Consider the following 21,565-nt stretch of genomic DNA (forward strand, 5'->3'; position numbering starts at 1 on the left):
TCAAGGGGATCGATGACTGAGTATGGCCGGGGCTCCGGCTCCGAACCGTGGCATCCCGAGGACCCCTTGTACGGGGACCAGGGATGGGACGGCCGTCAGGCCGCCCACGGCCAGGGCCAGTACGACGGCCGGCAGCAGCCCTACGCGCAGGACCCCTACGCCCAGCAGGGTTACCAGCAGGACCCGTACGCGCAGCAGCCGCAGCACCCGCAGGACCCGTACGCGCAGCAGCAGCAGTACCAGCAGCACGAGTACCAGCAGTACGGCACTCCGCAGGACCCCTACGCCCAGCAGCAACAGCAACAGCAACAGCAACAGCAGCAGCAGCAACAGCAACAGCAGCAGCAGCCGCAGTACGACGGCGGCTGGGACACCGGCCGGCAACCCGCGATGCCCTACGACGCCCAGCCGCCCTACGGCGAGAACCAGCCCGGCGGTTACGGGGAACAGGCCGACTACTACGGCACCCCCGAGGCCTACCCCCCGCCGCAGCCCCCGGGCCGCCGTGAGGAGGCGCCCCGGCAGCAGAGCCCGGACTGGGATCCGGACGCGCCGCAGGAGGAGACGCATCCTTTCTTCACGGATGCGGACGAGCCCGCCCAGGGCCGTGGATCGCGGGGTTCCGGGGACTCCGGGGACGACGACGAGTACGACGACGACCCCCGCGGGTCCCGGCGTGGCGGTGGCGAGCGCCGGGGCAAGGGCAAGAAGAAGAACCGCAACGGCTGCGCCTGTCTCGGCGTCGCGGCGGTCCTCGTCGGCGGCCTCGGCGGGGTGGCCTACTTCGGCTACTCGTACTACCAGAGCCAGTTCGGTGAGGCGCCCGACTACGTCGGCAGCGGCAAGGGACCGGTCGAGGTGGAGATCCCGGAGGGAGCCTACGGGAACGAGATCGCGAGCATCCTCAAGAAGGCCGGCGTCGTGAAGTCGTCCGGTGCCTTCATTTCCGCCCAGAACGGAAAGTACAAGGGGAAGTCCATTCAGGCCGGCGTGTACAGCCTGAAGGAGGAGATGTCCGGCGAGAGCGCCATGGCTCTGATGCTCGATCCGAAGAGCCAGAACGCGCTGGTCTTTCCCGAGGGCACGAGTACCACGGCTGTCTACGCCGCGATCGACAAGAGGCTTGAACTCAAGAAGGGCACCACCGCCGCCGTCGCGAAGACGAAGGCCCAGAGCCTCGGGCTGCCCGCATGGGCCGATGACGATCCGCAGGTCAAGGACCCGCTGGAAGGATTCCTCTTCCCGGCCGCGTATGCGGTCCCCAAGGGCTCGAAGCCCGAGGACGCGTTGAAGAAGATGGTCGCCCGTGCCAACAAGGAATACGGGAAACTCGACCTGGAGCAGAACGCGAAGAAGCTGAATCTGAAGTCGCCGCTCGACGTCATCACCGTGGCGAGCCTCGTGCAGAAGGAAGGCAAGTACAAGCACGACTTCGACAAGGTCGCGAGAGTCGTCTACAACAGGCTCAAGCCGGACAACGTCGAAACCGTCGGAAGGCTCGAATTCGACTCGACGGTCAACTACATCCGCGCGGAGAGCACGCTGGACGTGGGCGCCGTCGACGACCTGCGGAAGATCGACGACCCGTACAACACGTACAGCATCAAGGGCCTGCCGCTCGGCCCGATCTCCAATCCTGGCGCGGACGCCCTGCATTCGGCGATCAGCCCCGCGTCCGGTCCCTGGTACTACTTCGTCTCCGTCACCGAGGACAAGACACTGTTCGCCGTGACGAACGAGGAGCACGAGCGCAACCGCAAGGAGTACGAAGAGAACAAGGCGGACCAGTGAGCACCCTCCGGCGCGCGGCCGTCCTCGGCTCGCCCATCGCCCACTCCCTCTCGCCCGACCTGCACCGTGCCGCGTACGCGGCACTGGGCCTCGACAGCTGGTCGTACGAGCGCTTCGACGTCGACGAGGCGGCACTCCCCGGCTTCGTCGGTGGACTGGACTCCTCCTGGGCGGGGCTCTCCCTGACCATGCCGCTCAAGCGGGCGATCATTCCGCTGCTGGACGGGATCAGCGACGCCGCGGCCTCGGTCGGGGCGGTCAACACCGTGGTGCTCGGCGAGGACGGCCGGCGGATCGGCGACAACACCGACATCCCCGGCATGGTGGCGGCGCTGCGCGAGCGCGGTGTGGAGAAGGTGGAGTCCGCCGCGATCCTCGGCGCCGGCGCCACGGCCTCCTCCGCGCTGGCGGCACTCTCCCAGATCTGCACAGGGCCGGTCACGGCCTATGTGCGCAGCGCGGCGCGGGCCGACGAGATGCGCGGCTGGGGCGAACGCCTCGGCGTCGACGTACGGACCGAGGACTGGTCTGCGGCGGACCGGGCCCTGCACGCCCCGCTGGTCGTCGCCACGACACCGGCCGGGTCCACGGACACGCTGTCCGGCGCGGTGCCCGATGCCCCGGGCACGCTCTTCGACGTGCTCTACGAGCCCTGGCCGACCGAGCTCGCCTCCCGCTGGGCGGCGGCCGGGGGAACCGTCGTCGGCGGCCTCGACCTCCTCGTCCACCAGGCCGTACTCCAGGTCGAGCAGATGACCGGACACGGCCCGGGACCCCTCGCCGTCATGCGGGCGGCGGGCGAGCGGGCCCTCGCGGCGAGGGAGCGCCGGTAGGCACAGGTGGCGGACGTGGTCCGGACAGGCCGTGAAACGTCCGTCTGATGGACCGGCGACCGGACCGCACCCCCGGACATGGGAGGATCGGGGGCGGCGGGCCAGGGCCGCGCACCCGGTCGCGCCGCCGCAGTTTCAGGCGCGAGCATGAGGAGCACCGTTGAGCAGGTTGCGCTGGCTGACCGCGGGGGAATCGCACGGCCCCGCACTGGTGGCGACGCTGGAGGGTCTTCCCGCCGGTGTCCCGGTCACCACGGAGATGGTGGCGGACGCCCTCGCCCGGCGACGGCTCGGTTACGGGCGCGGCGCGCGGATGAAGTTCGAGAGGGACGAGGTCACCTTCCTCGGCGGCGTACGGCACGGCCTGACCATGGGCTCGCCCGTCGCCGTGATGGTCGGCAACACCGAGTGGCCCAAGTGGGAGCAGGTCATGTCGGCCGACCCGGTCGACCCGGAGGTGCTGTCCGCCCAGGCCCGCAACGCCCCGCTGACCCGCCCCCGGCCCGGTCACGCCGACCTGGCGGGGATGCAGAAGTACGGCTTCGACGAGGCCCGGCCGGTCCTGGAGCGCGCCAGCGCCCGCGAGACCGCGGCCCGGGTTGCCCTCGGCGCCGTGGCCCGCTCCTACCTCAAGGAGACGGCGGGCATCGAGATCGTCAGCCACGTCGTGGAGCTGGCCGCGGCCAAGGCGCCCTACGGCGTCTACCCCGAGCCCTCCGACGTCGAGCGGCTCGACGCCGACCCGGTGCGCTGCCTGGACGCCGACGCGTCCAAGGAGATGGTCGCGGAGATCGACCAGGCCCACAAGGACGGCGACACCCTCGGCGGAGTCGTCGAGGTCCTCGCGTACGGCGTGCCCGTCGGGCTCGGCTCGCACGTGCACTGGGACCGCAGGCTGGACGCCCGGCTCGCCGCCGCGCTGATGGGTATCCAGGCGATCAAGGGCGTCGAGGTCGGAGACGGCTTCGACCTGGCCCGGGTCCCCGGGTCCAAGGCGCACGACGAGATCCTCGCCACCGAGCACGGCATCAAGCGCGCCTCCGGCCGTTCAGGCGGTACCGAGGGCGGGCTCACCACGGGTGAACTGCTGCGGGTCCGCGCCGCGATGAAGCCCATCGCCACCGTGCCCAAGGCGCTCGCCACGGTCGACGTGGTGACCGGCGAGGCCGCCAAGGCCCACCACCAGCGCTCGGACGTCTGCGCGGTTCCGGCCGCCGGGATCGTCGCCGAGGCCATGGTCGCCCTGGTGCTGGCCGACGCGGTCGCGGAGAAGTTCGGCGGCGACAGCGTCCCCGAGACCCACCGCAACGTGCAGTCCTACCTCTCCCACCTCCAGATCCGGTGACCGCGCCACTGATCGTCCTCGTCGGCCCGATGGGCGTCGGCAAGTCCACCGTGGGGGAGCTGCTGGCCGAGCGCCTCGGCACCGGGTACCGCGACACGGACGCCGACGTCGTGGCCACGGCGGGCAAGGCCATCTCCGAGATCTTCATCGACGAGGGCGAGGAGCGCTTCCGCGCGCTGGAGCGGGAGGCCGTACGGGCCGCCGTGGACCGGCACACGGGCGTACTCGCGCTCGGCGGCGGCGCCGTACTGGACGACGGGACCCGGGCCCTGCTGGCCGGCCTGCCGGTCGTCTACCTCTCGATGGACGTGGACGAGGCCGTGCGGAGGGTCGGGCTGAACACCGCGCGTCCCCTCCTCGCGGTCAACCCCCGACGGCAGTGGCGCGAACTCATGGACGCCCGGCGCCACTTCTACGAGGAGGTGGCCCGCGCCACCGTCGCCACCGACGACCGCACCCCCGAAGAGGTCGCCCTGGCGATCCTCGACGCACTGGAACTGCCGGAGCGCACGGGAGAGCCCGTACCGTCCGGCCGGGAGAGCACAGGCATGACTGAGAACGGCACCACGCGCATCCGGATCGACGGGACGGCGGGCACCGACCCGTACGACGTGCTGGTCGGCCGACAGCTGCTCGGCGAGCTGCCGGGCCTCATCGGCGACCGTGCCAAGCGCGTCGCCGTCCTGCACCCCGAGGCGCTCGCCGGGACCGGCGAGGCGGTCCGCGAGGACCTCGCCTCCCAGGGCTACGAGGCGATCGCGATCCAGCTTCCGAACGCCGAGGAGGCCAAGACCGTCGAGGTCGCCGCCTACTGCTGGAAGGCGCTCGGCCAGACCGGTTTCACCCGCACCGACGTCATCGTCGGTGTGGGCGGCGGAGCCACCACCGACGTCGCGGGCTTCGTCGCCGCCTCCTGGCTGCGCGGGGTCCGCTGGATCGCCGTACCGACGACCGTGCTCGGGATGGTCGACGCGGCGGTGGGCGGCAAGACCGGCATCAACACCGCCGAGGGCAAGAACCTCGTCGGCGCCTTCCACCCGCCGGCCGGCGTGCTCTGCGACCTCGCGGCCCTGGACTCGCTGCCGGTCAACGACTACGTCTCCGGCATGGCCGAGATCATCAAGGCCGGATTCATCGCCGACCCGGTGATCCTGGACCTGGTCGAGGCCGACCCCCAGGGCGCCCGTACGCCCTCCGGAGCGCACACCGCGGAGCTCATCGAGCGCTCCATCCGGGTCAAGGCGGAGGTCGTCTCCAGCGACCTCAAGGAGTCCGGGCTCCGGGAGATCCTCAACTACGGGCACACACTGGCCCACGCCATCGAGAAGAACGAGCGCTACAAGTGGCGTCACGGCGCGGCGGTCTCGGTCGGCATGGTCTTCGCCGCCGAGCTGGGCCGGCTCGCCGGACGCCTCGACGACGCCACCGCCGACCGGCACCGCGCCGTCCTGGAGTCGGTCGGGCTGCCGCTCACCTACCGCGGTGACCAGTGGCCCAAGCTGCTGGAGAACATGAAGGTCGACAAGAAGTCCCGCGGCGACCTGCTGCGCTTCATCGTCCTGGACGGCATCGGCAAGCCCACCGTGCTGGAGGGCCCCGACCCGGCCGTCCTGCTCGCCGCCTACGGTGAGGTCTCCGCGTGAGCACCCGCAGGGTCCTCGTGCTCAACGGGCCGAACCTCGGGCGCCTCGGCTCCCGAGAGCCCGACGTGTACGGGGCGACCTCCTACGCCGGTCTCGTCGACGCCTGCCAGGCCCTCGGCAAGGAGCTCGGCTTCGACGTCGAGGTCCGCGAGACCAACGACGAGGGCGAACTGATCCGCTGGCTGCACGAGGCGGCCGACGACTCGCTCCCGGTCGTCATCAACCCTGGTGCCTTCACGCACTATTCGTACGGAATGCGGGACGCCGCGGCCCAGCGCACCGCCCCGCTGATCGAGGTGCACATCTCGAATCCGTACGCACGCGAGGAGTTCCGGCACACCTCGGTGATCGCCCCGGTGGCCACCGGCACCGTCGCGGGGTTCGGGATCGGCTCCTACCGGCTCGCCCTGCGCGCCCTGGCCGACGAACTGACGGACTGAAACCGGGCACTCCCTACCTTCCCCGCCCGTTCACCGGGTGGCGGCCGGGGAAGGTACGGTTGCCGTCGACCAGCGCCAGTTGCCTGTACGAGACGGAGTGCCACCGGATGCAGCACGCAGTGGGGGCCCCGCTGCCGCCACCCCAGGGTCCCGGAGACGGACCGTGGGCGCACCAGGCCCAGCACTCAGACCGGCCCGGCGGGCCGGGAACGCCGCCTCCCGTGGCGCCCCCCGCGCCGCCTCCCATGGCACCGGCGCCCCCCGCGCCGCCAGGGCCCAGGCACGCCCCGGTGCCGCCCGCCGGGGAGACGACAGGGCACGTCCAGCTGCCGCCCGGCGGCCCCGTCCCGCTGCCCGCGCCGCACGCCGAGCAGGGCACCGGAGCCGCGACCCTGGCCGTGCTGCTGATCGGCCCCGCCGGAGCGGGCAAGACCACGGTCGCCAAGCTCTGGGCGGCCCGCCGCCGCGTCCCCACCGCGCACGTCTCGCTCGACGACGTCCGCGAGTGGGTGTGCTCCGGCTTCGCCGACCCGCAGGCCGGATGGAACGACCACTCCGAGGCCCAGTACCGCCTGGCCCGGCGCACCTGCGGCTTCGCCGCACGCAACTTCCTCGCCAACGGCATCTCCTGCATCCTCGACGACGCGGTGTTCCCGGACCGGCCCGTCGTCGGCCTCGGCGGCTGGAAGCGCCACGTCGGTCCCGGCCTGCTCCCCGTCGTCCTCCTGCCCGGCCTGGAGGTCGTCCTGGAGCGCAACGCGGCCCGCAGCGGGAACCGCAGGCTCTCCGACGAGGAGGTCGCGCGGATCCACGGCCGGATGGCCGGCTGGTACGGATCGGGCCTGCCGATCATCGACAACTCGACCTACGACGTCGAGACGACCGCCCGGGTCCTCGACGACGTCCTGGCCCGCTCCATAGCCAGCCCGCCCACCTGGTAGCGGCCGCACGGCCCCCGGTCGGATGCGCTGACCGGGCGGGCCGCGGCGAGCGCTCGTAGGCTCGAAAGCATGTCAGAGCTGTACGCCGTCCGACGCGGGCTGCTGCGTGACCGGTACGCCGCCGCCGGGTCCGCGGCCGCCCTGGTCTCCCACCCCGCCAACGTCCGTTACCTCGCGGGCGTCGCCCCGCCCGGCGCCGTGCTGCTGCTCGGCCCCGGCGAGGACGTCCTGCTCTGCCCCCGCGCTCCGGCCGGGGACCCCGCGCACGGCCGCCCCGACGAACAGCTGCGGCTGGAGCTCCTGCCCGATCCGGCTGGCGACCCGGTCGTCGCGGCAGCCGGCCTGGCGCTCTCCCTGGACGCGGACTCGCTCGCCGTCGAGGAGCACGACCTGACGGTCTCCCGGCACCGCGCCATGCTCTCGGTCGCCCCCCGGCTGCGCCTGGCCGACCTCGGCTCCACCGTGCAGCAGCTGAGGGTCGTCAAGGACGAGGAGGAGCTCGCCTGCCTGCGGATCGCCGCCGAGATCACGGACCAGGCCCTCGGAGAGCTCCTGGAGTCGATCCTGGTCGGCCGCACCGAACGCCACCTCGCCCTGGAGCTGGAGCGCCGGCTGGTGGACCACGGGGCGGACGGGCCGGCCTTCCCGACCTCCGTCGGGACCGGCCCCAACTCGGGTCGCGGGCGGCACCGGCCCTCCGATCGCAGGGTCGAGGAGGGCGATTTCCTCTCCGTCTGCCTGGGGGCGAGCTATCGCGGATACCGCTGCGAGATCGGGCGGACGTTCGTGATCGGGACCAGCCCGGCGGACTGGCAGATCGAGCTCTACGACCTCGTTTTCGCCGCTCAGCGGGCCGGTCGGGAGGCTCTCGTACCCGGTGCCGCCTACCGTGACGTGGACCGTGCGGCCCGCCATCTCCTGGACTCGGCCGGTCATTCGGAGGGCCTCCCGGAGAGCACCGGGCACGGGGTCGGGCTCGAAATCGACGAGGACCCGCAGTTGGCACCGACAGCCATGGGTAAACTGGACGCTTGTGTGCCGGTCACCGTCGAACCGGGGGTCCACCTCCCGGGCCGGGGCGGTGTCCGGATCGATGACACGCTCGTCGTGCGCCCCGAGGCGGACGGCGGACCCGAGCTACTCACCATTACGACCAAGGAGCTGCTCGCGCTCTAGGGGAACTCCTCACGGATACTCCCGGGCGCGCGTCCTCGGTCGTCCACCAGCTTCAGTCCAGGAGATTCCGCAACCGTGGCTTCCACGAACGACCTCAAGAACGGCCTGGTGCTCAAGCTCGACGGAGGCCAGCTCTGGTCCGTCGTCGAGTTCCAGCACGTCAAGCCCGGCAAGGGCCCCGCCTTCGTGCGCACCAAGCTCAAGAACGTGCTGTCCGGCAAGGTCGTCGACAAGACGTTCAACGCCGGTGTGAAGGTCGAAACGGCCACCATCGACCGCCGGGACATGCAGTTCTCGTACATGGACGGCGAGTACTTCGTCTTCATGGACATGAACACGTACGACCAGCTCATGGTCGACCGCAAGGCCGTCGGCAACTCCGCCAACTTCCTGATCGAGGGCTTCACCGCCTCCGTCGCCCAGCACGAGGGCGAGGTGCTCTACGTCGAGCTGCCCGCCGCGGTCGAGCTGACCATCCAGCACACCGACCCGGGCGTCCAGGGCGACCGCTCCACCGGCGGCACCAAGCCCGCCACCCTGGAGACCGGTTACGAGATCGGTGTCCCGCTCTTCATCTCCACCGGCGAGAAGATCAAGGTCGACACCCGTACGGGCGACTACCTCGGCCGGGTGAACAGCTAACCGTGGCTGCCCGGAACAAGGCCCGCAAGCGCGCCTTCCAGATCCTTTTCGAGGCCGACCAGCGCGGTGAGTCCGTGCAGACGGTCCTCGCGGACTGGGTGAGGCTCTCGCGGACCGACGACCGTCAGCCCCCGGTCGGTGAGTTCACGATGGAGCTGGTCGAGGGGTACGCGGAGTACGCGGACCGCATCGACGACCTCATCGTCACCTACGCGGTGGACTGGGAGATCGACCGCATGCCGGTCGTCGACCGGAGCATCCTGCGGCTCGGCGCGTACGAGCTGATCTGGATGGACGCGACCCCCGACGCCGTGGTGATCGACGAGGCGGTCCAGCTCGCTAAGGAGTTCTCCACCGACGACTCCCCGGCCTTCGTGAACGGCCTGCTGGCCCGGTTCAAGGACCTCAAGCCGAATCTCCGCCGGGAGCAGCAGTAGTGGTCCGGCGGCGTTGAGCCGAACGAAGGGCCCACGGCCGATCACCCGGCCGTGGGCCCTTCGGCGTTCCCGGTCCCGGCGTTCTGCTGCCAGAGCCGGTCCTCGGTCCCGGCGTCGGCCGCCAGGACCGCGTCGGCCGCCAGGACCGGTCCTGGCACGGAAAAGCCGGACCGGCGGGGTTCCCTGAGGACCCCCGCCGACCCGGCGGTACGTTTCTGCGGAGGCTGGTCAGCCCTCGTCGTGGGCCACCGCGCGGCGCGCGTCCGCGTCCAGCACGCCCCAGCTGATCAGCTGCTCCGTGAGCACGGAAGGCGACTGGTCGTAGATCACGGCCAGGGTGCGCAGGTCGTCCTGGCGGATCGAGAGCACCTTGCCGTTGTAGTCGCCGCGCTGGCTCTGGATGGTCGCCGCGTAGCGCTGGAGCGGACCCGCCTTCTCCGGCGGCACGTGGGCGAGGCGCTCCAGGTCGAGGACCAGCTTCGGCGGCGGCTCGGCGGCACCGCCGGGCGTCGTGCCGGGCAGGAGCTCCTGGACCGGGACGCCGTAGAAGTCGGCCAGCTCGGCAAGGCGCTGAACGGTCACGGCGCGGTCGCCGCGCTCGTAGGAACCGACCACGACGGCCTTCCAGCGGCCCTGCGACTTCTCCTCCACGCCGTGGAGGGAGAGGCCCTGCTGGGTGCGGATGGCGCGGAGCTTGGCCCCGAGCTGCTTTGCGTATTCGCTGGACATAAGGCTCCCCGGACGCTGGAACGTTCGCGGCTGGGCCGCGTGGCTGGTAACTCACTGTGAGGTTACGCAGCGTTACTTGGCTGCGTCAAGCCGAGAGGTCCGCAGTGCCACCTCCTGGGGGCGGGGCCGGGGGCTCGCGCAAGCCCTGGTAACGTGGATGACGCAATTTCGACGTCCTTTAACGTCCGTCCAGTGAGGCGGAGAAGGAGGTCCGTTTCTTATGGACGCACAGCATGACCACACCGGCAATGCGGCACGCCCCGTTCTCGAGGCTCCCGACATCGCACGGGCCCTGACCCGAATCGCCCACGAGATCGTCGAACGCGCCAAGGGCGCCGACGACGTGGTGCTGCTCGGCATCCCGACCCGCGGGGTCTTCCTGGCCCGTCGGCTCGCCGGGAAACTCGAGGAGATCACCGGCCGGAAGACGCCGGTCGGGTCACTCGACATCACGATGTACCGCGACGACCTCCGTATGCGCCCCGCACGTGCCCTGGCACGCACGGAGATCCCCGGTGAGGGCATCGAGGGCGCGCTCGTCGTCCTGGTCGACGACGTGCTCTTCTCCGGCCGCACGATCCGCGCGGCGCTCGACGCCCTCGGCGACATCGGCCGCCCCCGCGCCGTGCAGCTCGCCGTCCTGGTCGACCGCGGCCACCGCGAACTCCCGATCCGCGCCGACTACGTCGGCAGGAACCTCCCCACGTCGCTGCGGGAGACGGTCCGGGTCCAGCTCTCCGAGGAGGACGGCCGCGACGCCGTGCTGCTCGGCGTCAAGCAGACCGCCCCGACGGGCGAGCAGTAGCCGCGGTCCGCTCCCACGCGCGCCTCACCGGCCGCCCGGCTGCTTCCGCACGCCCGTTCGCCTGATTCCTCCACCCTCACGGAGATCCCAGATGCTGCGTCCTCCCGGGGAATCCCCCCGGACTCCCCGTCACCTCATCTCGGCCGCAGACCTCACCCGCGACGACGCCGTCCTGATCCTCGACACCGCCGAGGAGATGGCCCGGGTCGCGGACCGGCCGATCAAGAAGCTTCCCACCCTGCGCGGCCGTACCGTCGTCAACCTGTTCTTCGAGGACTCGACACGGACCCGTATCTCGTTCGAGGCCGCGGCCAAGCGGCTCTCCGCCGACGTCATCAACTTCTCCGCGAAGGGCTCGTCGGTCTCCAAGGGCGAGTCGCTCAAGGACACCGCCCTGACGCTGGAGGCCATGGGGGCGGACGCCGTCGTGATCCGGCACGGCGCGTCCGGAGCCCCGTACCGCCTCGCGACGTCCGGCTGGATCAACAGCGCCGTCGTCAACGCCGGTGACGGTACGCACGAGCACCCCACCCAGGCACTGCTGGACGCGTTCACGATGCGCCGCAGGCTGGTCGGCCACGACGCCGGGATCGGCCGGGACCTGGAAGGCCGCCGGATCACGATCGTCGGCGACATCCTGCACAGCCGGGTGGCCCGCTCCAACGTCCACCTGCTGCACACGCTCGGCGCGCACGTCACCCTGGTGGCCCCGCCCACCCTGGTGCCGGTCGGCGTGGAGCAGTGGCCCTGCGACGTCAGCTACCGCCTCGACGACGTGCTGCCGAAGTCGGACGCGGTGATGATGCTCCGTGTGCAGCGTGAGCGCATGAACGCCGCCTACTTCCCGACCGAGCGCGAGTACTCCCGCCGCTACGGCCTGGACGGCGAACGCATGGCCCGGATGCCCGAGCACTCCATCGTCATGCACCCCGGCCCGATGGTCCGCGGGATGGAGATCACCGCCGAGGTCGCGGACTCGGACCGCTGCACGGCGGTCGAGCAGGTCGCGAACGGTGTCTCCACCCGTATGGCCGTCCTGTACCTGCTGATGGGCGGCTCCGAGACCGCCCTGACCTCCGCCGCCGCCCGTACCGAGGAGAACAAGTAACCATGAGCAAGATCCTTATCCGCGGTGCGAAGGTACTCGGCGGAGAGCCGCAGGACGTCCTCATCGAGGGCGAGACCGTCACCGGTACCGGCACCGGGCTCGACGCCGCGGGCGCCACCGTCATCGAGGCGGCGGGCCTCATCCTGCTGCCCGGCCTCGTCGACCTGCACACCCACCTGCGCGAGCCCGGCCGCGAGGACTCCGAGACCGTCCTCACCGGCACCAGGGCCGCGGCCGTCGGCGGTTTCACCGCCGTCCACGCCATGGCCAACACGTTTCCCGTCGCCGACACCGCCGGCGTCGTCGAGCAGGTCTGGCGGCTCGGCAGGGAGTCCGGCTACTGCGACGTGCAGCCCGTCGGCGCCGTCACCGTCGGCCTGGAGGGCAAGCAGCTCGCCGAGCTCGGCGCCATGCACGACTCCGCCGCCGGGGTGAAGGTCTTCTCCGACGACGGCAAGTGCGTCGACGACGCCGTGATCATGCGCCGGGCCCTGGAGTACGTGAAGGCCTTCGACGGCGTCGTCGCCCAGCACGCCCAGGAGCCCCGCCTCACCGAGGGCGCGCAGATGAACGAGGGCGTCGTCTCGGCCGAGCTCGGTCTCGGCGGCTGGCCCGCCGTCGCGGAGGAGTCGATCATCGCCCGGGACGTGCTGCTCGCCGCCCACGTCGACTCCCGGGTGCACATCTGCCACCTCTCGACCGCCGGCTCCGTCGAGATCGTGCGCTGGGCCAAGTCCAAGGGCTGGAACGTCACGGCCGAGGTCACCCCGCACCACCTGCTGCTCACCGACGAGCTCGTACGGTCCTACGACCCCGTCTACAAGGTGAACCCGCCGCTGCGCACCGAGGCCGACGTCATGGCCCTGCGCGAGGCGCTCGCCGACGGCACCATCGACTGCGTCGCCACCGACCACGCCCCGCACCCGCACGAGGACAAGGACTGCGAGTGGGCGGCCGCCGCCATGGGGATGGTGGGCCTGGAGACCGCGCTCTCCGTGGTCCAGCAGACGATGGTGGACACCGGGCTCATCGACTGGGCCGGCGTCGCCGACCGCATGTCGTTCCGCCCCGCGGCCATCGGCCGGCTCGAAGGACACGGCCGGCCCGTCTCGGCGGGTGAGCCCGCCAACCTCACCCTGGTCGATCCGGCATACCGTGGAGCAGTGGACCCCGCGGGCTTCGCCTCCCGCAGCCGCAACACTCCGTACGAGGGTCGCGAGCTGCCCGGCCGAGTGACCCACACCTTCCTGCGGGGCCGTGCCACGGTCGTCGACGGGAAGCTCGCGTGACAACACTCAACCCCAGTTATCAGCTGTACCGGCTGGCCGCCGACCAGAAGTCGGCCGAGGTGACCGACTGGTCCGCCCGCATCAGCTGGGTGCTCGCACTGGTCGTCCTCATCGCGTTCGTCTACTGGCTGATGCGCCAGGGATGGAAGTGGCGGGGGAGCCTGCAGTCCGGTCTGCCCGAGCTCGCCACCACCCCGTCAGGCTTCACGGACGGCGAGAAACTGCTCACACTGACCGGCCGCTACCACGCGTCGACGACCGCCGGGCAGTGGCTCGACCGGATCGTGGCGCACGGCCTCGGTACCCGCAGCCGGGTCGAGATGACCCTCACCGAGCAGGGTCTCGACGTCGTACGCCCGGGCGCGGCCGACTTCTTCGTACCGGCCGCCGCCCTGCGCGAGGCGCGGCTCGACAAGGCGCTCGCCGGCAAGGTCCTGCCCGAGGGCGGCCTGCTGGTCATCACCTGGGCGCACGGCGACCAGCTGATCGACTCCGGTTTCCGCTCCGACCACGCGGCCGAGCACCTGGCGTGGGTCGAGGCCGTCAACCACCTCGGCGGCACGGCCGCCGACCACCCCACCAGCACGACGGAAGGCACCGCACGATGACGATCTCCACCCGGGGAGCCGGAAAAGCTCCCGCCGTACTCGTCCTGGAGGACGGCCGCTCCTTCCGCGGCCGCGCCTACGGGGCCGTGGGGGAGACCTTCGGCGAGGCGGTGTTCTCCACCGGCATGACCGGCTACCAGGAAACGCTCACCGACCCCTCGTACCACCGCCAGGTCGTCGTCATGACCGCCCCGCACGTCGGCAACACCGGCGTCAACGACGAGGACCCGGAGTCGAAGCGGATCTGGGTCGCCGGCTACGTCGTGCGCGACCCCGCCCGGGTGCCCTCCAACTGGCGCTCCCGCCGGTCGCTGGACGACGAACTCGCGAGCCAGGGCGTCGTCGGCATCAGCGGTGTCGACACCCGCGCCCTCACCCGCCACCTGCGTGAGCGCGGCGCGATGCGCGTCGGGATCTTCTCGGGCGACGCGATCTCCGACGAGGACACGCTCCTCGCCCGGGTACGCCAGGCCCCCGAGATGGCGGGCGCCGACCTCGCGGCCGAGGTCGCCACCCAGGAGGCGTACGTCGTCCCCGCCATCGGCACCAGGAAGTTCACCGTCGCCGCGATCGACCTCGGCATCAAGGGCATGACCCCGCACCGCATGGCGGAGCGCGGCATCGAGGTGCACGTCCTGCCCGCCACGGCCACCCTGGACGAGGTGTACGCGGTCGCACCCGACGGCGTCTTCTTCTCCAACGGCCCGGGCGACCCGTCCACGGCCGACCACCCGGTCTCCGTCATGCGGGGCGTCCTGGAGCGCAGGACCCCGCTGTTCGGCATCTGCTTCGGCAACCAGATCCTGGGCCGCTCGCTCGGCTTCGGCACGTACAAGCTGAAGTACGGCCACCGGGGCATCAACCAGCCGGTGCAGGACCGCACGACCGGCAAGGTCGAGGTCACCGCGCACAACCACGGGTTCGCCGTCGACGCGCCGCTGGACAAGGTCTCCGACACGGAGTTCGGACGCGCCGAGGTCTCCCACGTATGCCTGAACGACCAGGTCGTCGAAGGGCTGCAGCTGCTCGACCAGCCGGCCTTCAGCGTCCAGTACCACCCCGAAGCGGCCGCCGGCCCGCATGACGCCGCGTACCTCTTCGACCGTTTCGTCACCCTGATGGAGGGCCAGCGTGCCTAAGCGCTCCGATATCCAGTCCGTCCTGGTCATCGGCTCGGGCCCGATCGTCATCGGTCAGGCCGCAGAGTTCGACTACTCCGGCACCCAGGCCTGCCGCGTCCTCAAGGCCGAGGGCCTGCGCGTCATCCTGGTGAACTCCAACCCGGCGACGATCATGACCGACCCGGAGATCGCCGACGCCACCTACGTCGAGCCGATCACCCCCGAGTTCGTCGAGAAGATCATCGCCAAGGAGCGCCCCGACGCGCTCCTCCCGACCCTGGGCGGCCAGACCGCGCTCAACACCGCGATCTCCATGCACGGGAACGGTGTCCTGGAGAAGTACGGCGTCGAGCTCATCGGCGCCAACGTCGAGGCCATCAACAAGGGCGAGGACCGCGACCTCTTCAAGGGCGTCGTCGCGGCCGTCAAGGCCAGGATCGGCTACGGCGAGTCGGCCCGCTCCGTCATCTGCCACACCATGGACGACGTCGTCGCGGGCGTCGACACCCTCGGCGGGTACCCCGTCGTCGTCCGCCCCTCCTTCACGATGGGCGGCGCCGGCTCCGGCTTCGCCCACGACGAGGAGGAGCTCCGCCGCATCGCCGGACAGGGCCTCACCCTCTCGCCGACCACCGAGGTGCTCCTGGAGGAGTCCATCCTCGGCTGGAAGGAGTACGAGCTGGAGCTGATGCGCGACAAGAACGACAACGTCGTGGTCGTCTGCTCCATCGAGAACTTCGACCCGATGGGCGTCCACACCGGCGACTCCATCACGGTCGCCCCGTCGATGACCCTCACGGACCGTGAGTACCAGCGGCTGCGCGACATCGGCATCGCGATCATCCGGGAGGTCGGTGTCGACACCGGTGGCTGCAACATCCAGTTCGCCATCGACCCCACCGACGGCCGGGTCATCGTCATCGAGATGAACCCGCGCGTCTCCCGCTCCTCGGCCCTGGCCTCGAAGGCCACCGGCTTCCCGATCGCCAAGATCGCCGCCAAGCTGGCCGTCGGCTACACGCTCGACGAGATCCCCAACGACATCACCGAGAAGACGCCGGCCTCCTTCGAGCCGACCCTCGACTACGTCGTGGTCAAGGCCCCGCGCTTCGCCTTCGAGAAGTTCCCCTCCGCCGACTCCACCCTCACCACGACCATGAAGTCCGTGGGCGAGGCCATGGCGATCGGCCGGAACTTCACCGAGGCGCTGCAGAAGGCCCTGCGCTCCCTGGAGAAGAAGGGCTCGCAGTTCGCCTTCACCGGCGAGACCGGCGACAAGGCCGAGCTGCTCGCGGAAGCGGTCCGCCCCACGGACGGGCGCATCAACACCGTCATGCAGGCGATCCGGGCCGGCGCCACCCAGGAGGAGGTCTTCGACGCCACGAAGATCGACCCCTGGTTCGTCGACCAGCTCTTCCTGATCAAGGAGATCGCGGACGAGCTGGCCGCCGCCGAGCGCCTCGACACCGACCTGCTCGCCGAGGCCAAGCGGCACGGCTTCTCCGACGCCCAGATCGGCGAGATCCGCGGCCTGCGCGAGGACGTCGTGCGCGAGGTCCGGCACGCCCTCGGCATCCGCCCGGTCTACAAGACGGTCGACACCTGCGCCGCGGAGTTCGCCGCGAACACGCCGTACTTCTACTCCTCCTACGACGAGGAGAGCGAGGTCGCGCCCCGGACCAGGCCCGCGGTGATCATCCTCGGCTCCGGCCCGAACCGCATCGGCCAGGGCATCGAGTTCGACTACTCGTGCGTCCACGCCTCGTTCGCCCTGCACGACGCCGGCTACGAGACCGTGATGGTCAACTGCAACCCGGAGACCGTCTCCACGGACTACGACACGTCCGACCGGCTGTACTTCGAGCCGCTCACGCTCGAGGACGTCCTGGAGATCGTGCACGCGGAGTCGCTGGCCGGTCCGATCGCGGGTGTGATCGTGCAGCTCGGCGGCCAGACCCCGCTCGGTCTCGCGCAGGCGCTCAAGGACAACGGCGTCCCCGTGGTGGGCACGTCTCCCGAGGCCATCCACGCCGCCGAGGACCGCGGCGCCTTCGGCCGGGTGCTGGCCGAGGCCGGACTGCCCGCCCCGAAGCACGGCACCGCCACCACATTCGCCGAGGCCAAGGCGATCGCCGACGAGATCGGCTACCCCGTCCTCGTACGCCCGTCGTACGTGCTCGGCGGCCGGGGCATGGAGATCGTCTACGACGAGGCCCGGCTCTCCTCCTACATCGAGGAGTCCACCGAGATCAGCCCCACCCGGCCGGTCCTGGTCGACCGCTTCCTCGACGACGCGATCGAGATCGACGTGGACGCGCTCTACGACGGCACCGAGCTCTACCTCGGCGGCGTCATGGAGCACATCGAGGAGGCCGGGATCCACTCCGGCGACTCCGCCTGCGCGCTGCCCCCGATCACGCTCGGCGGCTTCGACATCAAGCGGCTGCGGACCTCGACCGAGGGCATCGCCGCGGGAGTCGGCGTACGCGGGCTGATCAACATCCAGTTCGCCCTCTCCGGCGACATCCTCTACGTCCTCGAGGCCAACCCGCGCGCCTCGCGGACCGTCCCCTTCACCTCGAAGGCGACCGCCGTGCCGCTCGCCAAGGCCGCTGCCCGGATCTCGCTGGGCGCGACCATCGCGGAACTGCGCGCCGAGGGACTGCTGCCCAAGCAGGGCGACGGCGGCACGCTGCCGCTGGACGCGCCGATCTCCGTCAAGGAGGCCGTCATGCCGTGGTCGCGCTTCCGCGACATCAACGGCCGTGGCGTCGACACCGTCCTCGGCCCGGAGATGCGCTCCACCGGCGAGGTCATGGGCATCGACTCGGCGTTCGGCACGGCGTACGCCAAGTCGCAGGCGGGCGCCTACGGTCCGCTGCCCACCAAGGGCCGCGCCTTCATCTCCGTCGCCAACCGCGACAAGCGCTCGATGATCTTCCCGGCGCGCGAACTGGTGGCCCACGGCTTCGAACTGCTGGCCACCTCCGGTACCGCGGAGGTCCTCAAGCGCAACGGGATCAACGCCACCGTGGTGCGCAAGATCTCCGACGGCGAGGGCACCGACGGTGAGAAGACCATCGTCCAGCTGATCCACGAGGGTGCGGTCGACCTCATCGTCAACACGCCGTACGGCACCGGCGGCCGGCTCGACGGCTACGAGATCCGCACCGCGGCCGTCGCCCGGTCCGTGCCGTGTCTGACGACGGTCCAGGCGCTCGCCGCGGCCGTCCAGGGCATCGACGCGCTCAAGCAGGGCGACGTCGGCGTACGTTCCCTCCAGGAGCACGCCGAACATCTGACCGCGGCCCGCGACTGAGGGCCTCGCGTCCGGGTCGGGCCGGGCTCACGAGCCCTGGTCCCGCCTGACCCGACCTCGAGTACCCAGCCGCCCAGCAGGGGGACACCGGAAGCGGTGTCCCCCTCTTCATGAGGACACCGTGATGTACAAACTCTTCTTCCAGCTGGTCTTCAAGCGCATGGATCCGGAGCGCGCCCACCACCTGGCGTTCCGCTGGATCCGCCTCGCCGCCCGGACCCCCGTGCTGCGCACGTTCGCCGCCGCCGCGTTCGCCCCCCGCCACGAGGAGCTGCGCACCGAGGCACTCGGCCTGCGGATGCACGGCCCCTTCGGGCTCGCCGCCGGCTTCGACAAGAACGCGGTCGCGATCGACGGCATGGCGATGCTCGGCTTCGACCACGTCGAGATCGGCACGGTCACCGGTGAGCCGCAGCCCGGCAACCCGAGGAAGCGGCTGTTCCGCCTGGTCGCGGACCGGGCCCTGATCAACCGGATGGGCTTCAACAACGAGGGCTCGGCGGCCGTGGCGGAGCGCCTCGCCACCCGTGTCCCGGTCTTCCGTACGACCGTCGGCGTCAACATCGGCAAGACCAAGGCCGTCCCCGAGGCCGAGGCCGTGGGCGACTACGTGAAGTCCACCGAGCGGCTAGCGGCCCACGCCGACTACCTGGTCGTCAACGTCTCGTCGCCCAACACGCCCGGGCTGCGCAGCCTCCAGGCCACCGAGGCGCTCCGCCCGCTGCTCACGGCGGTGCGCGAGGCGGCCGACCGAACCGTCACCGACCGGCGCGTCCCGCTGCTCGTCAAGATCGCGCCGGACCTCGCGGACGAGGACGTCGACGCCGTAGCCGACCTGGCCGTCGAGCTCGGTCTGGACGGCGTCATCGCCACCAACACCACCATCGCCCGCGACGGCCTCGGCCTGAAGTCGGACGCGTCCCTGGTGCGCGAGACGGGCGGACTCTCCGGCGCGCCCGTCAAGGAGCGCTCGCTGGAGGTCCTGAGCCGCCTGTACGCCCGTGTGGGGACCCGGATCACCCTGGTGGGCGTCGGGGGAGTCGAGAACGCCGAGGACGCCTGGCAGCGCATCCTCGCCGGTGCCACGCTCGTCCAGGGCTACAGCGCCTTCGTCTACGAGGGGCCGTTCTACGCCCGCGCGATCCACAAGGGGCTGGCCGCCCGGCTCGCCGCATCCCCCTACGCCACCCTCGCCGAAGCCGTCGGCGCCGAGACACGGAAGGCCCCGCGGTGACCCCCGAACCCTTCGGCGCGCGCCTGCGCCACGCCATGGACACCCGCGGGCCGCTCTGCGTCGGCATCGACCCGCACGCCTCCCTGCTCACCTCCTGGGGCCTGAACGACGACATCGCCGGTCTGGAGCGCTTCACGCGCACGGTCGTCGAGGCCCTGGCCGACCGGGTCGCCGTGCTCAAGCCGCAGTCCGCCTTCTTCGAACGCTTCGGCTCGCGCGGGATCGCGGTCCTGGAGAAGGCCGTCGAGGAGGCCCGCGCCGCCGGGGCCCTGGTGCTCATGGACGCCAAGCGCGGGGACATCGGATCCACCATGGGCGCCTACGCGGCCACCTACCTCGACAAGGACTCGCCGCTCTTCTCCGACGCGGTCACCGTCTCGCCCTACCTCGGCTTCGGTTCCCTGCGTCCGGCGCTCGACGCCGCCGCCGCTTCCGGCGCCGGGGTCTTCGTGCTCGCCCTCACCTCCAACCCGGAGGGCGCGGAGGTGCAGCGGGCCACCGTCGCCGACGGCCGGACGCTGGCCCAGGTGATGCTCGACCACATGGCCGCGGAGAACGAGGGTGCGACGCCGCTCGGATCCGTCGGCGCGGTCGTCGGCGCCACTCTCGGGGAGACGGGCGTCGATCTGTCCGTCAACGGTCCGCTGCTGGCTCCCGGCATCGGCGCGCAGGGCGCGACGCCCGCGGATCTTCCCCGCGTCTTCGGGGCGGCGGTGCGCAATGTGGTGCCCAGCGTGAGCCGGGGCGTGCTCCGCCACGGACCGGACGCGTCAGGGCTGCGCGAAGCCGCCGTACGGTTCGCGGACGAGGTCCGTTCGGCCGTTCCGGAAAGCTGACCATGCCACGTAACAGCCTGTTGAAGGAATCCTGACCTGAATTCCGGGTTGTTATGGCCGAAATGTCCCGGTCGGCCAAGGCTGACCAGGACTTTTCGTCTGTTCTCGCTGACTCAGGCGGCCTCTGCCGCTAGTCTCCGTCGAGGGCCAACGAGCACAGGTTGTTCGTTGCTCACCAGGTGTGGAGCCACCAGGTTCCACACCGGTCCGTATCCGACAGATCGACATCCGAGGTGACGTAGGCGTGGCTCTTCCGCCCCTTACCCCTGAACAGCGCGCAGCCGCGCTCGAGAAGGCCGCCGCGGCTCGCCGGGAGCGCGCCGAGGTCAAGAACCGACTGAAGCACTCCGGCGCCTCGCTCCATGACGTGATCAAGCAGGGCCAGGAGAACGACGTCATCGGCAAGATGAAGGTCTCCGCCCTTCTCGAGTCGCTGCCCGGCGTCGGCAAGGTCCGTGCCAAGCAGATCATGGAGCGGCTCGGCATCTCCGAGAGCCGCCGGGTCCGGGGTCTTGGCTCCAACCAGATCGCATCCCTGGAGCGTGAGTTCGGCGGCAGCCCCGCCTGACGTTCTCAGGCACTCCTGAGAACCTGGATAATCGCCGCATGGCTGCAACATCCCGGGGGACGTCCCCCGTACCCCCGGACGTACGTCCGCGGCTGACCGTGCTCTCCGGCCCCTCCGGGGTCGGCAAGAGCACGGTCGTCGCTCATATGCGCAAGGTTCACCCCGAGGTGTGGCTCTCCGTGTCGGCCACGACACGCAAGCCGCGCCCCGGTGAGCGCAACGGAGTCCACTACTTCTTCGTGGACGACGAGGAGTTCGACAAGCTGATCGCCAACGGCGAGCTGCTGGAGTGGGCCGAGTTCGCGGGCAACCGCTACGGCACGCCACGCCGTGCCGTGCTCGACCGCCTGGAGGCGGGCGAGCCGGTGCTGCTGGAGATCGACCTGCAGGGCGCCCGGCTGGTCCGCCTGTCGATGCCCGAGGCCCAGCTCGTCTTCCTGGCACCCCCGAGCTGGGACGAACTGGTGCGCCGGCTCACCGGCCGCGGGACCGAGGCGCCCGACGTGATCGAGCGCAGGCTCACGGCCGCGAAGGTCGAGCTGGCCGCCGAGGCCGAGTTCGACAGGACCCTCGTCAACACCTCCGTCGAGGACGTGGCACGCGAGCTGCTAACGTTGATGCTGCAGGCTTCCGGCCTCCGCGGCACCGACGACTGATCCCACCGGTCCACCTCGCCGGTCACCATCGCCGGTCCCGGACG

The 21,565-nt window shown here is 70.9% G+C and carries 20 protein-coding genes; 19 read left to right on the forward strand and 1 reads right to left on the reverse strand.

What is annotated here, in order from left to right:
- Positions 1–12 precede the first annotated feature (12 nt).
- From mltG to nusB, 9 genes are all read left to right on the forward strand, one after another.
- On the forward strand, positions 13–1,791 hold the full coding sequence (gene mltG, locus AB0I83_RS16035; protein WP_363304973.1) for an endolytic transglycosylase MltG: 1,779 nt from the start codon (positions 13–15) through the stop codon (positions 1,789–1,791).
- Positions 1,788–2,624 carry a shikimate dehydrogenase gene (locus AB0I83_RS16040; protein WP_363304974.1) on the forward strand — a complete coding sequence of 279 codons (837 nt, stop codon included), beginning with the start codon at positions 1,788–1,790 and terminating at the stop codon, positions 2,622–2,624. Before mltG ends, AB0I83_RS16040 begins: the two co-directional genes overlap by 4 nt.
- Before the next feature lie 160 nt (positions 2,625–2,784).
- A complete protein-coding gene (gene aroC, locus AB0I83_RS16045; protein WP_363304975.1) occupies positions 2,785–3,969 on the forward strand; it encodes a chorismate synthase in 1,185 nt (394 codons plus the stop codon).
- Positions 3,966–5,612 (forward strand): 3-dehydroquinate synthase, encoded by a 1,647-nt coding sequence (gene aroB / locus AB0I83_RS16050; RefSeq protein WP_363304976.1) that lies wholly within the window; start codon positions 3,966–3,968, stop codon positions 5,610–5,612. Before aroC ends, aroB begins: the two co-directional genes overlap by 4 nt.
- Positions 5,609–6,052, forward strand: a complete 444-nt coding sequence (gene aroQ / locus AB0I83_RS16055) for a type II 3-dehydroquinate dehydratase (protein WP_356536010.1) — start codon at positions 5,609–5,611, stop codon at positions 6,050–6,052. Before aroB ends, aroQ begins: the two co-directional genes overlap by 4 nt.
- 107 nt (positions 6,053–6,159) lie before the next feature.
- Positions 6,160–6,993 (forward strand): Pro-rich N-terminal domain-containing protein, encoded by an 834-nt coding sequence (locus tag AB0I83_RS16060; protein WP_363304977.1) that lies wholly within the window; start codon positions 6,160–6,162, stop codon positions 6,991–6,993.
- Between the two features lie 69 nt (positions 6,994–7,062).
- A complete protein-coding gene (locus AB0I83_RS16065) occupies positions 7,063–8,169 on the forward strand; it encodes an aminopeptidase P family protein (RefSeq protein WP_356536008.1) in 1,107 nt (368 codons plus the stop codon).
- 75 nt (positions 8,170–8,244) lie between these two features.
- Complete coding sequence (gene efp, locus AB0I83_RS16070) at positions 8,245–8,811, forward strand: elongation factor P (protein WP_356536007.1); 567 nt, start codon at positions 8,245–8,247, stop codon at positions 8,809–8,811.
- 2 nt (positions 8,812–8,813) lie between these two features.
- On the forward strand, positions 8,814–9,248 hold the full coding sequence (gene nusB / locus AB0I83_RS16075) for a transcription antitermination factor NusB (RefSeq protein WP_356536006.1): 435 nt from the start codon (positions 8,814–8,816) through the stop codon (positions 9,246–9,248).
- A gap of 228 nt (positions 9,249–9,476) precedes the next feature.
- Here the strand turns inward: nusB and bldD are convergent, their stop codons facing one another.
- Positions 9,477–9,977 (reverse strand): transcriptional regulator BldD, encoded by a 501-nt coding sequence (gene bldD, locus AB0I83_RS16080; RefSeq protein WP_014157378.1) that lies wholly within the window; start codon positions 9,975–9,977, stop codon positions 9,477–9,479.
- 220 nt (positions 9,978–10,197) lie between these two features.
- On the opposite strand from bldD, the gene pyrR reads away from it, so the two are divergent.
- From pyrR to gmk, 10 genes are all read left to right on the forward strand, one after another.
- On the forward strand, positions 10,198–10,782 hold the full coding sequence (pyrR, locus tag AB0I83_RS16085; RefSeq protein ID WP_356536005.1) for a bifunctional pyr operon transcriptional regulator/uracil phosphoribosyltransferase PyrR: 585 nt from the start codon (positions 10,198–10,200) through the stop codon (positions 10,780–10,782).
- A 91-nt stretch (positions 10,783–10,873) separates the two neighbouring features.
- Positions 10,874–11,890, forward strand: coding sequence for an aspartate carbamoyltransferase catalytic subunit (locus tag AB0I83_RS16090; RefSeq protein ID WP_356536004.1), 1,017 nt, complete (start codon positions 10,874–10,876; stop codon positions 11,888–11,890).
- Between the two features lie 2 nt (positions 11,891–11,892).
- On the forward strand, positions 11,893–13,179 hold the full coding sequence (locus AB0I83_RS16095; RefSeq protein ID WP_356536003.1) for a dihydroorotase: 1,287 nt from the start codon (positions 11,893–11,895) through the stop codon (positions 13,177–13,179).
- Complete coding sequence (locus AB0I83_RS16100) at positions 13,176–13,787, forward strand: hypothetical protein (RefSeq protein WP_363304978.1); 612 nt, start codon at positions 13,176–13,178, stop codon at positions 13,785–13,787. Before AB0I83_RS16095 ends, AB0I83_RS16100 begins: the two co-directional genes overlap by 4 nt.
- Positions 13,784–14,926, forward strand: a complete 1,143-nt coding sequence (carA, locus tag AB0I83_RS16105; RefSeq protein ID WP_356536001.1) for a glutamine-hydrolyzing carbamoyl-phosphate synthase small subunit — start codon at positions 13,784–13,786, stop codon at positions 14,924–14,926. Before AB0I83_RS16100 ends, carA begins: the two co-directional genes overlap by 4 nt.
- The gene (carB, locus tag AB0I83_RS16110; RefSeq protein WP_356536000.1) at positions 14,919–18,227 is read left to right on the forward strand and encodes a carbamoyl-phosphate synthase large subunit; all 3,309 of its coding nucleotides are present in this window, start codon (positions 14,919–14,921) and stop codon (positions 18,225–18,227) included. The genes carA and carB overlap by 8 nt, the downstream gene beginning before the upstream one ends.
- A 124-nt stretch (positions 18,228–18,351) precedes the next feature.
- On the forward strand, positions 18,352–19,461 hold the full coding sequence (locus AB0I83_RS16115; RefSeq protein WP_363304979.1) for a quinone-dependent dihydroorotate dehydrogenase: 1,110 nt from the start codon (positions 18,352–18,354) through the stop codon (positions 19,459–19,461).
- The gene (pyrF, locus tag AB0I83_RS16120; protein WP_356535998.1) at positions 19,458–20,297 is read left to right on the forward strand and encodes an orotidine-5'-phosphate decarboxylase; all 840 of its coding nucleotides are present in this window, start codon (positions 19,458–19,460) and stop codon (positions 20,295–20,297) included. Before AB0I83_RS16115 ends, pyrF begins: the two co-directional genes overlap by 4 nt.
- A gap of 244 nt (positions 20,298–20,541) precedes the next feature.
- Positions 20,542–20,865: an integration host factor gene (locus AB0I83_RS16125; RefSeq protein WP_040019917.1), complete on the forward strand. Its 324-nt coding sequence runs from the start codon at positions 20,542–20,544 to the stop codon at positions 20,863–20,865.
- A 38-nt stretch (positions 20,866–20,903) separates the two neighbouring features.
- Entirely contained in the window at positions 20,904–21,521 is a 618-nt protein-coding gene (gmk, locus tag AB0I83_RS16130) for a guanylate kinase (protein WP_356535997.1), read from the forward strand.
- The last annotated feature ends 44 nt before the right edge of the window (positions 21,522–21,565 follow it).

Origin of the sequence: Streptomyces sp. NPDC049970 (genome assembly GCF_040660235.1) — a bacterium.
In the GTDB taxonomy this organism is placed as follows: domain Bacteria; phylum Actinomycetota; class Actinomycetes; order Streptomycetales; family Streptomycetaceae; genus Streptomyces.

What these genes read in the sequence shown, in the direction of transcription:
- mltG (WP_363304973.1), top strand. Translation starts at nt 13, where the DNA reads ATGACTGAGTATGGCCGGGGCTCCGGCTCCGAACCGTGGCATCCCGAG.
- AB0I83_RS16060 (WP_363304977.1), top strand. Translation starts at nt 6,160, where the DNA reads ATGCAGCACGCAGTGGGGGCCCCGCTGCCGCCACCCCAGGGTCCCGGA.
- AB0I83_RS16065 (WP_356536008.1), top strand. Translation starts at nt 7,063, where the DNA reads ATGTCAGAGCTGTACGCCGTCCGACGCGGGCTGCTGCGTGACCGGTAC.
- bldD (WP_014157378.1), bottom strand. Translation starts at nt 9,977, where the DNA reads ATGTCCAGCGAATACGCAAAGCAGCTCGGGGCCAAGCTCCGCGCCATC.
- pyrR (WP_356536005.1), top strand. Translation starts at nt 10,198, where the DNA reads ATGGACGCACAGCATGACCACACCGGCAATGCGGCACGCCCCGTTCTC.
- AB0I83_RS16090 (WP_356536004.1), top strand. Translation starts at nt 10,874, where the DNA reads ATGCTGCGTCCTCCCGGGGAATCCCCCCGGACTCCCCGTCACCTCATC.
- AB0I83_RS16095 (WP_356536003.1), top strand. Translation starts at nt 11,893, where the DNA reads ATGAGCAAGATCCTTATCCGCGGTGCGAAGGTACTCGGCGGAGAGCCG.
- carA (WP_356536001.1), top strand. Translation starts at nt 13,784, where the DNA reads ATGACGATCTCCACCCGGGGAGCCGGAAAAGCTCCCGCCGTACTCGTC.
- AB0I83_RS16115 (WP_363304979.1), top strand. Translation starts at nt 18,352, where the DNA reads ATGTACAAACTCTTCTTCCAGCTGGTCTTCAAGCGCATGGATCCGGAG.
- gmk (WP_356535997.1), top strand. Translation starts at nt 20,904, where the DNA reads ATGGCTGCAACATCCCGGGGGACGTCCCCCGTACCCCCGGACGTACGT.